Source organism: Paenibacillus tabacirhizosphaerae, assembly GCF_040812395.1.
Lineage (GTDB): Bacteria > Bacillota > Bacilli > Paenibacillales > NBRC-103111 > Paenibacillus_E.
Genome location: NZ_JBFNXH010000016.1, coordinates 19267 through 31994, shown reverse-complemented (window position 1 = coordinate 31994; position 12728 = coordinate 19267). Strand labels below are relative to the sequence as shown.

The 12728-nt window shown below is 48.0% G+C and carries 12 protein-coding genes; 3 read left to right on the top strand and 9 right to left on the bottom strand.

Annotated elements, in window-relative coordinates; translation table 11 throughout:
- Positions 1 to 14: 14 nt before the first annotated feature.
- The 3 genes from ABRS97_RS22350 to ABRS97_RS22340 all read right to left on the bottom strand — a co-directional run bounded on the left by ABRS97_RS22350 (position 15) and on the right by ABRS97_RS22340 (position 2335).
- Positions 15 to 764 carry an HAD family hydrolase gene (locus ABRS97_RS22350; RefSeq protein WP_367818063.1) on the bottom strand — a complete coding sequence of 250 codons (750 nt, stop codon included), beginning with the start codon at positions 762 to 764 and terminating at the stop codon, positions 15 to 17.
- Between the two features lie 96 nt (positions 765 to 860).
- Positions 861 to 1310, bottom strand: a complete 450-nt coding sequence (locus tag ABRS97_RS22345; protein WP_367818061.1) for a bactofilin family protein — start codon at positions 1308 to 1310, stop codon at positions 861 to 863.
- A 2-nt stretch (positions 1311 to 1312) separates the two neighbouring features.
- On the bottom strand, positions 1313 to 2335 hold the full coding sequence (locus ABRS97_RS22340; RefSeq protein ID WP_367818059.1) for a M23 family metallopeptidase: 1023 nt from the start codon (positions 2333 to 2335) through the stop codon (positions 1313 to 1315).
- Positions 2336 to 2532: 197 nt separating this feature from the next.
- Here ABRS97_RS22340 and ABRS97_RS22335 point away from each other — a divergent pair, with 197 nt between their 5' ends.
- On the top strand, positions 2533 to 3627 hold the full coding sequence (locus ABRS97_RS22335) for a ParM/StbA family protein (RefSeq protein ID WP_367818057.1): 1095 nt from the start codon (positions 2533 to 2535) through the stop codon (positions 3625 to 3627).
- A gap of 57 nt (positions 3628 to 3684) precedes the next feature.
- Here the strand turns inward: ABRS97_RS22335 and ABRS97_RS22330 are convergent, their stop codons facing one another.
- The 4 genes from ABRS97_RS22330 to ABRS97_RS22315 are packed head-to-tail and all read right to left on the bottom strand — an operon-like array spanning position 3685 to position 8055.
- Entirely contained in the window at positions 3685 to 5055 is a 1371-nt protein-coding gene (locus ABRS97_RS22330) for a GerAB/ArcD/ProY family transporter (protein WP_367818055.1), read from the bottom strand.
- A 44-nt stretch (positions 5056 to 5099) separates the two neighbouring features.
- Complete coding sequence (locus tag ABRS97_RS22325) at positions 5100 to 5333, bottom strand: hypothetical protein (protein WP_367818053.1); 234 nt, start codon at positions 5331 to 5333, stop codon at positions 5100 to 5102.
- Positions 5334 to 5338: 5 nt separating this feature from the next.
- Complete coding sequence (locus ABRS97_RS22320) at positions 5339 to 6520, bottom strand: Ger(x)C family spore germination protein (protein ID WP_367818052.1); 1182 nt, start codon at positions 6518 to 6520, stop codon at positions 5339 to 5341.
- Positions 6520 to 8055 (bottom strand): spore germination protein, encoded by a 1536-nt coding sequence (locus ABRS97_RS22315; RefSeq protein WP_367818153.1) that lies wholly within the window; start codon positions 8053 to 8055, stop codon positions 6520 to 6522. The genes ABRS97_RS22320 and ABRS97_RS22315 overlap by 1 nt, the downstream gene beginning before the upstream one ends.
- Before the next feature lie 351 nt (positions 8056 to 8406).
- Here ABRS97_RS22315 and cls point away from each other — a divergent pair, with 351 nt between their 5' ends.
- Entirely contained in the window at positions 8407 to 9837 is a 1431-nt protein-coding gene (gene cls / locus ABRS97_RS22310; RefSeq protein WP_367818050.1) for a cardiolipin synthase, read from the top strand.
- An 8-nt stretch (positions 9838 to 9845) separates the two neighbouring features.
- On the opposite strand, the gene ligD is transcribed toward cls, so the two are convergent.
- A complete protein-coding gene (ligD, locus tag ABRS97_RS22305; protein ID WP_367818049.1) occupies positions 9846 to 10727 on the bottom strand; it encodes a non-homologous end-joining DNA ligase in 882 nt (293 codons plus the stop codon).
- A gap of 217 nt (positions 10728 to 10944) precedes the next feature.
- On the opposite strand from ligD, the gene ABRS97_RS22300 reads away from it, so the two are divergent.
- Positions 10945 to 11544 (top strand): nitroreductase family protein, encoded by a 600-nt coding sequence (locus tag ABRS97_RS22300; protein ID WP_367818047.1) that lies wholly within the window; start codon positions 10945 to 10947, stop codon positions 11542 to 11544.
- Between the two features lie 527 nt (positions 11545 to 12071).
- On the opposite strand, the gene ABRS97_RS22295 is transcribed toward ABRS97_RS22300, so the two are convergent.
- The gene (locus tag ABRS97_RS22295) at positions 12072 to 12566 is read right to left on the bottom strand and encodes a C40 family peptidase (RefSeq protein ID WP_367818045.1); all 495 of its coding nucleotides are present in this window, start codon (positions 12564 to 12566) and stop codon (positions 12072 to 12074) included.
- Positions 12567 to 12728: the final 162 nt, after the last annotated feature.

Below are 12728 nucleotides of genomic sequence, written 5' to 3'. Positions count from 1 at the left end.
AAGACTGCCTTTCCTTAATCGGAAACGGCAGTCTTTTTGGTATAGTCTTGAATGGTTTCAGGCACTTCGTTCAGTGAGGTGAGTTGGTAAAACGCACCTTTGGGCGCGATATCAATCTTGCCTGTGTTATACTCCCAATCCTGCAGGGCGGGAATATGGATGGAATGGATGCCTGCGTGCAGGGCTGGCAGCACGTCGGTTTTGACCGAATTGCCGATCATCCAGGTATGGCGCCGATCAAAACGGTGTTCGATCAGCAGCGATTCCATAAACTCTCGCGTCTTATGTACGGTCACAAAGATGCGATCATCGAAATAATCGTGCAAGCCGGAATCCCGTACCTTCTTCATCTGGATGGAAGCATCTCCGCCTGTATACAGAAATAGCTTGTGGCCCGCATTCTGCAGCGTCTCCAGCGTTTCGTTCATCTGCGGAAAGGGCTCAACGGTATATTCATAGACCGTATGGCCGAGCTGGAGCAGCCAAGACTCTTCGCTCTTGCTAACAGGACGGTTGTAATGCATGGCGTACCATTGGTACGTCTCGACGAACGATTTGGGGAAGCGGTCTGGCAAAAAACCGTGTATCTGAACGCCCGCAAGATCGATCTCGAGCTGCTTTTGCTTAATATCCTGCGGTTTCAGGTTATGCCCGGAAAACCAGGTCAGCATCAGATCGACGAACTGATCGATGACGAAATCAAAATATTTGTTGCAGTGAACGAGCGTATCATCCAGATCGAATAAAATCGTTTGTTCTCTCATAAGATTATCTCCTGCATCAGTCAGAAATTAAGAATTTCCAACTATTATAGCATGATGATGCTCTTAGTGCCTAATCATGGCAGAGATGAACGGATTTTACATCGCTATGGTATTGCCGCCAAATGCTCCGTTTGCAACAGGAGCCGGTTTATTTCCATACTCGGGTTCTCCGCCTTGAGGCCCTTTATCCGGCACTTTCGTATCCATCTTGCTTGTGCCTTGGAACAGGCCGCCTTCTTCAATGATAAATGAGGCTGCGGTAATATTCCCGTTCAGCGATCCTGTTGAAGTAATCGTCAGCTTGCCTTTGGTTACTACATTGCCTTGAACAGTACCTGCCAGAATAACATCTCTAGCGGAAATATTGGATTTCACACTTCCATGCTCGCCGATGATGACATCACCCAAGCACTCGATGTCGCCTGTAATACTGCCCTCGATTCGAAGGCTGGCTTCAGATTTAATGCGGCCTTCGAACGAGGTGCCTTCCCCGATGAGCGTGTCCGTCATATTGGGGTTCATGGAAAGCTTTTTGTTTTTAAACATGGTTATTCATCCTTTCGCATGGCTTTGAGATAAGGTTTAGGGTCGATGCTTGCTCCATTTTTGAGAACTTCGTAATGCATGTGGGGGCCGGTGCTGCGTCCGGTAGAACCGACAAGGCCGATCGTATTCCCCTTTTCAACGTTGTCCCCTTTATTGACTAAAATTTTATTTAAATGCATGTACCAGGTGCGTAAGCCCTTGGAATGCTCGATGACGATGTTATTGCCATGAAACTGATCCCGGCCTGTGGAGATGACTTTCCCATCAGCGGTGGCGTAAACAGGATCATTTTCTTTGGCTCCGAAATCAATGCCCGAATGAAAGCTGGGACGAAAGGTAAAGGGATCGGTACGATAGCCAAAAGTTGAAGTGACGACTTTGGTATCTGTCGGCCACAGTGTTGGCGTTATGCGCAGCTGCTGCTGCTTAACGGCTACCTTCATCTTCGTTTCGGTGAGGCTTGTCCGAAGTTCTTTCACTTCGGTATCCAGAACGGAGAAGGAAGCAAGTGTCTGTTCGCCGAGCTTCATAATCTCTTCCTGGGAAGCCGGCTGCGGGCTGCCGCCCATGCCTGCCGTACTGGAGGCACCTGCCGCTTCCGTTTCGGGTTGCCCTTTTTGAGTAGCAGCTAGTTCTTTAGTAGGAGTTTCGCTGGTATCAAGCTGTGCGATGGATTTCAGATCGTTCTCCAATTTTTTCATTTCATCAATTTTAGTTTTCATCAGCTCAGCTTGTTGGGAGAGTTGAATCACTTCGTTCTGGAGCTGTTCAATGGTTTGATTTTTGCTTGTAAGCGTCGCGTTCCATTGCTGATTCGCGCCATTTAGCTTGGATTGAAGCGCATTGGCTGTTTTGACCGTATGCGTATGCACGGTATATGTAAGGATTGAAATCAGCAGCAGCACAGAGAAACATGCAGCAGCTATATAAGCAAACAGATGGGGAATACGAAACCTGACAACAGATTGATTGGCATCTGGAATGATGACCAGTGTCAGCTTTTTTGGCTTCCATTTGAGCTTCATTACGGCTATATTTTCTCCTGTCATGGTTGAATTTGGTAACGTCCTACTCTCTACAATTCGTCATATTTCGTCAAAAACCCTCTTAGCACCAATGAGTCCTATATAAAATGAGACTAAAGTAGGAAGGATTATTGTCGGAATAGATCGAATTTACTTAGAAAAAATAGGAAAACGTTATATGTTGGATGGAGGCGCTTATGAATAAGCTTGCTGGTATTGATATAGGTAATGACAGCATCAAACTGGTGCTGGATGGTTCAAGAGAACCGCTGGTCATTCCGAATATCATCGCACCTGGCTACGAAAGGCATATTTTGCAGGAAGAGGATTCCCCCTGGAAGGCTTTGGATGTCATGATCTACAGTCCTTCCCTTTCGCAAAGAAATCAAAGGTATTTTGTCGGCCAACTGGCATTGGAGCATGAAGACAATCTGGAACTCGAGGACAGCGATAACAAAGCGGCTTCCGACCAATCCCTCATCGTGGCTTTAACGGCTCTGGCCTATCAAGGTTTGATGAACGGCGGCAATCATGGCGCAGGATACGGCAGCGCCGACGAGGTGGAGTATACGCTGGGAACCGGGCTGCCTGTACGTGCGTATGCGAAATATAACCAATTGTTCGAACAAAGACTTGTTGGCGAGCACGAGGTTACCTTCCTCTCTACGCCACAGCTTCACAACCGCAAGATCAAAGTTTCCATTCGAAAAGTAGCCGTTTCGATCGAAGGTGCTGCCGCGATGTTTCACTTGGCGACGCACGATAGTCTCCTAGTGAAGGATGAGGAGATCTACAACGGGTGCATAGGCGTATGCGAGATCGGCGCGTTAACGACAGATTTTCCAGTCATCAAACGAATGGCGATCGACAATCATTTCAGCCATGGCGAGCAGATCGGCATTGCTACGTACCTGGACGCAATCATCCGTGATGTGGAGGACGCTTACGGGTATGTCTTCCCAAGCCGGGCTAAGCTGGTCCAGCGTGTCAAAAACCGGGAGTTTACGATTCAGCTGATTGGCGAAGGCCAAGTCGATATCCGGCCGATTGTGGACCAGCACTTCCGTAGAGCAGCTCTGCGCATGATCGAAATGATCAAGAAGCGCTGGCGCAAGTACCCTGACATTCAGTGTTTCTATGTCATAGGGGGAGGCGCTTCTGCCCTGCGTCCTTACATTCAGGAAGCCGCTGGCTCCATGAAGCTTCGGTTCGCTCCCGACAGCGAGTTTCTCAATATGTACGGCTATTTGAAAGTAGCCAAAAGTCGTATGACCCCGACAATGCCAGTCTAAGTATAGAACGTGCCTGCTGAGTAGCAGGTGCGTTTTTTTGTTATAGGGGAACATAGGTCATTTCCCGGCTTGCGATTGCTTCAATTGGCTCACCTCCATGTAGGTTGTCATGACGGCAAGGAATAAACAGCTGCCAAATCCCAGAGCGCAGACATTGCCAACAAGCGGGCTGTACTTGCCGAAAGCAAGCCCCATCAAGACGCAGAAGGCGCAGACAAGAATCAAGATATTGCCGCACCACAACCACTGATTATAGGAGAATCGCATGCTGATTCTAGCCATCTGTTTAGAGGGAGTGGATTTTTGATTCGTGTCTTCCTCGGAGTGCTGGTTCTCAAGAGGCTGTTTCCGGTGGCGGATCTTGGCTGCAGCGAACAGTATGGCCATGACTAAAGGCTGGTAAGCCAGCACGATAACGGGAGAGCTGAAATTAGCGAAGGATAGCAGCTCCGTCGTGCTTTTGAAGGAAAGGCATGTTGTTAGGCAAAATAGCAAAGCGACCGGCTTATTCATAATGGGATAGTCGCGTTGATTCATCATGGAGTTAATGCCGATCAGAATCGCGAGATAAGCAACAATATATTTACCGGCAAGCGTTGGCAGCCAGATGGTCAAGAGGACAAGATCAACCCGATCGAGAAAGTCCGTAACATGAATCATTTGCACCAAGTTATATCCGGGGTAAATGAAGTTTGCCGGCATATTCGGCCCCAGCACGATAAGCACCAGGAAAATGACAAGGGTGAACAAGAATATCCCCAACATCGATCCATGCCGGATGGACGAACGGAACTGTTTTGCGTTGTATACGGTATGCAGAAAAGCGCCGAGAATGAATATATCACCCGTGTTTCCGAGCGCAAGTATGTTGCCGGAAGCTATATTTTGAAATGGCATGGTTAGAACGGGAGTAATAAGCGGAAGATGAAATTCGTTTGCGAGCAGCAGAGGCATCAACAATGTTACGATGACGAAGAGCGGGTAGAACAGGTCGTTGACGCGAGCAATAATCTCTATACTTGTTCTTCCGAAATAAATGAGAAGCAAACAAGGCACCAGGATGAGGATTTCTATTGGCGTATTGTGCAGCAGCAAGGTGTACGTGAATCTCGACATGGAGGAAACATCCAGTACGGTAGATTCCCAGAAATGAAACAGCATCAAGAGATTCACGATTGTGCCACCCGCCCGTCCCAGTAACAGCATGGAGATCTCGAAAATATTACGGGCAGGGAATAGTTTTGCCATGTAGCCAAAAAAGGCGGCAATCAGAAATACATAAAAAATGGATAATAAGTAGCTGAACCACGCATCAATTTCGCTAACTCGAATCAGCACATTTTGCCAATTGAAAAGACCTCCGCTTGTAAAGACGGAAGCAGCCAGCCACGCGATCTGTCTCTGGTTGATTACTTGCTTTTTATCCATGTGCACGCCTCCGTTTCTGATTGCTTAACGCTTGCAGGTTGAGGTCATAGCCCAATTAAGTTGCTGACCCAAGGAGATACCGTATGGATAAAGAAACGAGACGGCATCGGAATATTCCAATGCATGATTCTGCTGAAGAAGATGACTAACGTAATACAGCAAATTGACGCATAGAGGGCAAGTGTGCCTTTTTTCTCATGGCGAAGCTTTTTTCTGTCAATGAGGAAGCTTGCGACCATGATGTAAAGAAAACATAGGATAAAGATGCTGCCATCCATCGTTATTACCTCCCATTGATAATGACGTTCTGATTAATGAGTCCTGTTTCCGAGATCGAGGCTTCTGCTGTGATGCGGAATTCTGCTTCCTTAAACAAATCTAGCCACTGTGCTTTTAAGGTGTTATTCCATGCATTCGGATATTTTCGCCAAACCTTTAAACTGAGCTGGGCTGAGTCTGTGCCTTCCTCTTGCATCCTGGCAAGGGTAGCTTGAACAGATTTTTTCACTTGTTCAGCTAATTTGATTTCAACCTGGTGAAGATTATCCGGTTTGCTTAAATCTTGCTTGGATAAATCTTCTCGGACGAATCCGGATGCATTCAGCTTGATGTTGAAAATCAGTTTGTCCCCTTGTAAATCGGGGGTAATTTCAGTCTGGCCTTGCGTGACGAGAATGGAAATATCCTGGCCGGATTCGTCGGGCTTCATCGGGAAGGTGAACGTATGCTCCTTGACGTTGTTTCTCAACCACATCAAACCAGTTGCCTCTTGTTTTTTGTAAATGCCTACCAACTGATCTCCTTTGAACTGCCCGTAGCCGATGAGTTGGATTTCATGCGAAGGCTTTTTATCGGACTGACTTTCCCGGGCTTCGATGTAGCTTATTATCGGGTCGCTGCCGAAGCTGAGAGCAAGCCCAACATCTTTCGTTGAGGTCCCCATCGCTTGGCGCGATTTCGTTAATTCACGAATCGCTTCTGCCGGAAAGCGTTCAAATTTAGGCTCCGTATTGAGCAGATCGTAGCCTTTGCCCTTGGTTAAGACAAGAAAGCAGGTCAAGCGGCTCTCAGGTGTTCTTGGGACAACGTCCAACAAAGGAGAGATCCCGGCTTTTGCCAGCTTTTCGCCGATGACAATGGTTCGCCGATGCGACAGAAATAGTCTGCGCGACATCCGCAGCTGCAATTTGCTGGACGCTTCGCGCATTGTCGCCCCAACCTCGGAGTCAATATAATAACTTTTGCCGCCAGATGTGCCGCCCCCGCCCCCGCTTGCCCCGCCCATCGAGCCAGGCAATGGAAAAATGTAGGCGACACGGTATCGCCCGTCATCCTCCAAATCAACCGAGGAGGAAAGGACAAAGGCGATATCGTTGGTCTCGGTCCGATCCCAGCAGGCAGTCAAGAGTACTGTACAAAGGGCAAACATGATTCCGAGCGCTGAGATTCGCATGTGATTCGCCATTATGGCTTACCCTCCTTACTTGCTTTATGCTCATGCTGGATCTTGCTGCCGTCAACGCCTCCGTCCTTTTGGATTTGCTGCGGGAGCTTACTGTCCATGCGTTGCGCGTCTTGAATGGCCATGAATTCCGGTCGGTTCTGCATCCGCCACCAAGGAGCGCGAACAAATACGTCCTTCAAGTCTCCTGCCGACAGCGGGGCCAACGGCGATAAGTAAGGCACACCGAAGGAACGCAAATTCGCCATATGCCCCAGCAGAATCATCAAGGAGAAGAAAATACCGTAGAAGCCGAACAAAGAGGCCACAATGAGAATTGGAAAGCGCAGCATCCGAATAGCAATAGCTCCGTTATATCTTGGAATGGTGAAGGAAGCGATCCCTGTAATAGACACAACAATAACAATAGGCGCTGAAACAATGCCTGCTTGAACGGCAGCTTGGCCAACAACGAGCGCCCCTAGGATTGAAACAGCCGAACCCACAGCTTTGGGCAACCGAAGGCCGGCTTCCCGCAATGCCTCGAACGTGATTTCCATGATAAAGGCTTCCACTACAGCCGGGAACGGAATGGCTTCGCGGGAGGCGGCAATGCTTAACATGAGTGATGTCGGCAGAAGATCTTGATGATAAGTCGTAATCGCTACGTACAAGGCAGGCGTTGTAAGCGACAGAAACATGAAGATGTAACGAAGCAAGCGTAACAAAGAGCCGATTTGGTATCGCTCGTAATAATCCTCGCTCGTTTGCATAATCTGGACGAATACAAAAGGGACAATAAGCGCGAAGGGCGTACCGTCAATGATGATGGCTACGCGTCCCTCCAGAAGTGCGCTGGCCACCACGTCCGGCCTTTCTGTGTTTTGAATCTGCGGAAAAGGCGAATACACATCGTCTTGTATAAGCCCTTCAATCATGCCGGACTCAAGAATGGCATCAATGTGGATCTGTTCCAGCCGCTTAACGACTTCCTCTACAAGGGAAGGCATCGCAAGATCGTCGAGGTAGCAGACGACAAGATTGGTGTTGCTCTCCTTGCCGATGCACATCGATTTCATTTTCAATCGAGGTGTCTTCAGCTTGCGGCGGATCATGGAGGTATTCGTGCGCAAGCTCTCCACGAAGCCCTCACGCGGTCCGCGGACAACGGTTTCCGTCTCCGGCTCGCCGACGGAGCGCTTCTCTGTACCGCGAATGCCGAGCAGCACCGCCTTCGCGTTGCCCTCAACAAGGAGAGCGGTGTCTCCGCTCAGCACGGAAATGAGCAAGTCTCCATAATTGTCGGAGACTTGCGTTTGCGAGACCGGAAGAATCGAGCCTGTGATGCGATCAATGGCGGTCTCGCCGCCTCCCTGCAGCATTAAGGCTTTCATCGTTTCATTCAATAACTCGGTGTTGGCGAGGCCATCTACGAACAGCAGGAGAGCTGGAATGTGCGGTTCAATTTCGAATTCGCGTACAACTACGTCTGAGCAGTCTTGGAAGATTTCTTTAATAAATTCATGGTTGTCGCTTAACAGGAGCGAGAGTTTAGTCATCTTCAATTCTTCAATGAAGTGATAGTCGAGAGAGTCGGCGAGCTCTGACTTGTCATCCCCTTCGTCTGAATGGCTGAATAAACGATCGCGCAGCATGCGCTTTACTAAATTTTTGGACGCATTGCTCATTGTGCTTCCACCTCCCGCTCGAGCATCGTGAAGAAATCCTAACAATCCACGATTATTCTTCTCACATTGCAGGATTTTATTACGAAAGTTGGAAAGTATTGTCGGAGGATGCCGACGAGTCGCGAAGGAGTATAGTTGTCTCTCTCTTGGCAAAAGCTAACGGAACATAGAACAGTTGGGAAATACACGCAGACATCAATCCATGAAGTAGGGGGTGAAGCCGTGTTATGGATCGTGATTGTGCTGTTGCTTTTCATATTCCAGACAGCAACTATTTTGATAGGCGAATACCGGCGGCCATCCAAAACGGTTGCTTGGCTGCTAGTCATGTTTATTTTTCCAATGATTGGATTTATCATGTATTACTTTTTGGCTAAAGAGTATTCGCAACGTAAATTAGTCCGCCGCAAGGGACCGCGCAAGGTGGCAGAAACGCAGCATCAATGGCTGAATCAGATGAGCGGATCAATGCCCTCAGCAAAAGGGAGTATACATGATTTGTATAAAGAAACGCGGCTATTCGGGCTGTTGCATAACATACCTGGCTCGCCGATAACGCCAAACAATGAGGTAGAAGTGCTGACTAATGCGGATTCCACCTATGAAGCGATGCTGACAGCGATCGAACAGGCCCAGAAGCACATTCATTTCGAGTTTTATACGATCCGGCACGACAGTATTGGGATGAGATTTCAGGAGGCGCTGATTCGAAAGGCACGACAAGGGGTTAAAGTTAGGGTGATTTATGATGGAATTGGGAGCTATAAGCTCTCTAGCCGCTACATTAACCAGCTGAAGCAGGAGGGGATTGAGGTGCATCCGTTTCTCCCGCCGCTCATTGCTTTCTTCGATAAACGAATGAATTACCGCAATCACCGTAAAATTGTCGTCATTGACGGCAGGATAGGGTTTACCGGCGGGATTAATATTGGAGATGAGTACCTTGGTGGTGATCCCAAGCTGGGCTTCTGGCGGGATACGCATCTGCAACTGCTCGGAGATGCTGTGTATTATTTGCAGCAGACATTTCTGACCGACTGGCTGTTCGTCAGCGGCGAACGGCTTGTGGAAAGTACTTTTTTTCCGGAGCACGATCTCCCCGCGGCATCCTTGCTTCAGGTCATTTCGAGCGGTCCGGATGCCCATTGGGATGCGATTCAGGAGATGTTTTTCGCGGGAATCGTTGCTGCCAAGAAACGGATCTATGTAACGACGCCTTATTTTATACCGGATCCCAGCATCGCGATGGCTTTGAAGACCGCTGTAATTAGCGGCGTCGATGTGCGAATCATTCTTCCATTCCAAGCGGACTCCCGCATTGTTCAGTATGCTTCAAGATCCTATCTTCTGGAGCTCATGCAGGCGGGAGTGCGCTTCTTTTTGTACAAGAAAGGGTTCATTCATGCTAAAGTCATGCTGATCGATCGCCTGATGGCGACCGTCGGAACAGCGAATATGGATATGCGCAGCTTTTTTAGTAATTTTGAGCTGAATGCTGTTATGTTTAATGTAGAAGTTATTGAGCGGTTAGAGAGAGATTTCTTTATGGATTTGAAACAATGCGAGGAATTGGAGCTTGCTGAATTTGAGAAAAGATCTTCGATTGAAAAGGGGAAAGAAGTTATTGCCCGAATGCTATCGCCGCTATTCTAATCCTTCCTTTACAAACGCTCCAGGATAGCGTCTAAATTTTGGCGCGGTACGTTCTCAATCAGGTCGCCCATTCGTCGAAGTCGATCGAACACCGTTTGTAAGTTGAATTCGCGCGGACTTGGGCGCAGCTCCACTTCTTTCCATAAGAGAGGGGTGGAGACAGATGCGTCTTTTTTGGCGCGTGGCGTATAAGGCGCAGACAGCGTTTTGCCATACCAATGCTGCAAATAGTCCACATAGATTTTATCCCCGCGGTTTTTCTTGAACCTCTCGATGGTGAAAAGATGGGGGTATTTTTTCACGACATAAGCCCCGACAAAATGACCAATGCGTCTAAGCTGCTCGAACGTGTACCCGTGTTGAATGGGCACATAGATCTGTATGCCTGTGGCTCCAGATGTTTTGGCGATGGATTGGATGTGCAGGGCATCCAGCACTTCACCGATAATGTGCGCGGCTTCCATAATCCGCGGCTCTTCCTCCAGTGTGGGGTCCATGTCGATGACCCATTCGGCTGGCAGCGTTTCGCCTATCCGGTGAAAGGATGGATGGAATTCCAAACAGGCTAGGTTGCCCAGCCAAATAAGCGTGGATAAGGAGTCGAGATTGACATAATTGATTCCGTCGAGCGGGGCTAGGTTCACGAATGATGGCACGGGTTCGGGGGCGTTTTTCTGATAAAACGACTTATCTTGATAGCCATGGGGATAACGAATCGTCGTTAAATGGCGATCTCGGCAGTAACGCAGCAGGTAAGGGGAGAGCTCCATCAGTTTGGCGAGATAATCCGCCTTCGTGATGCCAGCTTCCGACCATAAGGGTTTACTCGGGTTGGTAATGGTCAACTCATGCCCTTCCACAATTAGCGTTCCTTTGGTTGTAACCGCCATGGTGCGTTGTCCCCCTTATCAGCCTGTTTTCCCTGATTATTCCCTCGCGGCGGAAATCTCAAACACGAAGGATTCTAAAAAATGATTGACAAAATAGGGTCATCAATAGCATAATAATATAAAAGTTAATAACTATTTGTAAGTATCATTTCAAATGAAAGTAAGTAGTTATTTTCTATTAGGTTCTTAAAAATGTATACATTGGAGGAATTGAGAGATGAGCAAACAATTTTGGGAAGCAGTGAAAGAACGTCGCACTTTTTACGGATTGAGTAAAGAAGCTATCGTTTCAAATGAACGCATTCAGGAAATCGTGAAAGACGCGGTCAAACATACGCCATCATCCTTCAATTCGCAATCAGGCCGAGCTGTTGTCTTATTCGGAGAGCAATCCGATAAATTATGGAATATTACGAAAGAAACACTCAGAAAGATCGTTCCCGCGGATAGCTTTGCTCCAACAGAAGAGCGCGTCAATAGCTTTGCCAGCGGATATGGAACTGTCCTGTTCTTCGAAGATCAAACCGTCATTGAAAACCTGCAAAAGCAATTCGCTTCCTATGCGGACAATTTTCCGATCTGGTCCAACCAGTCTTCAGGCATCCTGCAATTCGTGGTATGGACAGCTTTGGAGCAAGAAGGTCTGGGCGCTTCCTTGCAGCATTACAATCCATTGATTGATGAGGAAGTTAAAGCAACATGGAACCTTCCGAGTGAGTGGAAATTAATTGCGCAACTGCCATTCGGCAAACCGGCTTTCGAACCGGCAGAGAAAGAATTTAGTTCCGTTGAAGCTCGCGTGAAAGTATTTGAATAAAATATAAAAAAAGCCAGGACCGCTCCTTATGGAAAGCGGTCCTGGCTTTTTAATGGATAGGGGGCGAGCTGAGCTTGCCCCTTATTTCTTGATCAGTCACCTGACTGCCGGTAAGCCTACGGTGAGATAGGGTGTTCGAAACCGGGGCATTTAAGCCGGGGTGATTTTTATGCTAGCCGAGCGGAACGTGGGTACGTTATTGATCGGTTTTTTGGCATTTTTGTTGATGTAGAGGAACATGGATGCGCTATCAGTATGAAATGAGGGATGATACACCTGAAAATGCCCGAATAGCGCACTGCAGTTCCGCCAAATGATGAAAAACGGGAGTATGCCCAAGCATAGCGCACTGTAGTTCCGCTAAGCTGAGTGAGTGCTGGGGATTTGTTCCCAACGCGCATGAATCCCGGGCGTACGTTGTGCCGCCGACGCATGGCGGCGGTCAAATTAACCACCTAGCACTTGGCTGTTGCCCATCCACTCCCCCTACGCAGCACACAGCGCGTAGGGGCTTGGATCGCCGCTTATTAAAGCACGCGGCGCGCAGTCATGTAGTGCGAATTCCAATACGAGTTGATCGTAGTAATTTTCACACCGCCTGCACCATAAGTGTTAAGCATTTTGTTGTTGCCGATATAGACGCCAACATGTCCTACACCTGGTCTGCCTGGTACGGAGAAGAACAAGAGATCGCCTTTCTTCCAATTATTCTTCGATACATAGCTGCCGACTTTCGATTGCTGAGCAGCTGTTCGCGGCAAGCTAATGCCGTATTTTCCGTAGATGTATTTCGTTAAGGTCGAGCAGTCAAAGGTGTGGGTTTGCCCAACGGCTGCACCAAACTGATAAGGTGTGCCCATATATGTTTCACCAAGTGAGATAATTTGATTAGCTTTGGTTGAACTGGACACTGTAGCAGCTTCTGTAGGATGTGGACTACTGATTACCCCTCCAGAGATGGCGATAGTTGCTCCGATTGTCATAATGGCCAAGCGCTTGCTCCAAGTATGTTGTAATTTCATAGTTTCCCTCCTAAATGGTTTCGGCTAATTTCTTAGCTGAACCTAGTATAGCAGAAGGAATACCGCCTATTATTTTCTAGCAGTGGAGGAAAGCGTAAGCTGGCAAGGGGCGACACCCTTTAATTAGAAAACGATGAGAATGCTCTGATAAAAATATACTTG

What these genes read in the sequence shown, in the direction of transcription:
- ABRS97_RS22330 (WP_367818055.1), bottom strand. Translation starts at nt 5,055, where the DNA reads ATGGATAAAAAGCAAGTAATCAACCAGAGACAGATCGCGTGGCTGGCT.
- ABRS97_RS22315 (WP_367818153.1), bottom strand. Translation starts at nt 8,055, where the DNA reads ATGACTAAACTCTCGCTCCTGTTAAGCGACAACCATGAATTTATTAAA.
- ABRS97_RS22320 (WP_367818052.1), bottom strand. Translation starts at nt 6,520, where the DNA reads ATGGCGAATCACATGCGAATCTCAGCGCTCGGAATCATGTTTGCCCTT.
- ABRS97_RS22335 (WP_367818057.1), top strand. Translation starts at nt 2,533, where the DNA reads ATGAATAAGCTTGCTGGTATTGATATAGGTAATGACAGCATCAAACTG.
- ABRS97_RS22300 (WP_367818047.1), top strand. Translation starts at nt 10,945, where the DNA reads ATGAGCAAACAATTTTGGGAAGCAGTGAAAGAACGTCGCACTTTTTAC.
- ABRS97_RS22345 (WP_367818061.1), bottom strand. Translation starts at nt 1,310, where the DNA reads ATGTTTAAAAACAAAAAGCTTTCCATGAACCCCAATATGACGGACACG.
- ABRS97_RS22325 (WP_367818053.1), bottom strand. Translation starts at nt 5,333, where the DNA reads ATGGATGGCAGCATCTTTATCCTATGTTTTCTTTACATCATGGTCGCA.
- ABRS97_RS22295 (WP_367818045.1), bottom strand. Translation starts at nt 12,566, where the DNA reads ATGAAATTACAACATACTTGGAGCAAGCGCTTGGCCATTATGACAATC.
- ABRS97_RS22340 (WP_367818059.1), bottom strand. Translation starts at nt 2,335, where the DNA reads ATGAAGCTCAAATGGAAGCCAAAAAAGCTGACACTGGTCATCATTCCA.
- ABRS97_RS22350 (WP_367818063.1), bottom strand. Translation starts at nt 764, where the DNA reads ATGAGAGAACAAACGATTTTATTCGATCTGGATGATACGCTCGTTCAC.
- ligD (WP_367818049.1), bottom strand. Translation starts at nt 10,727, where the DNA reads ATGGCGGTTACAACCAAAGGAACGCTAATTGTGGAAGGGCATGAGTTG.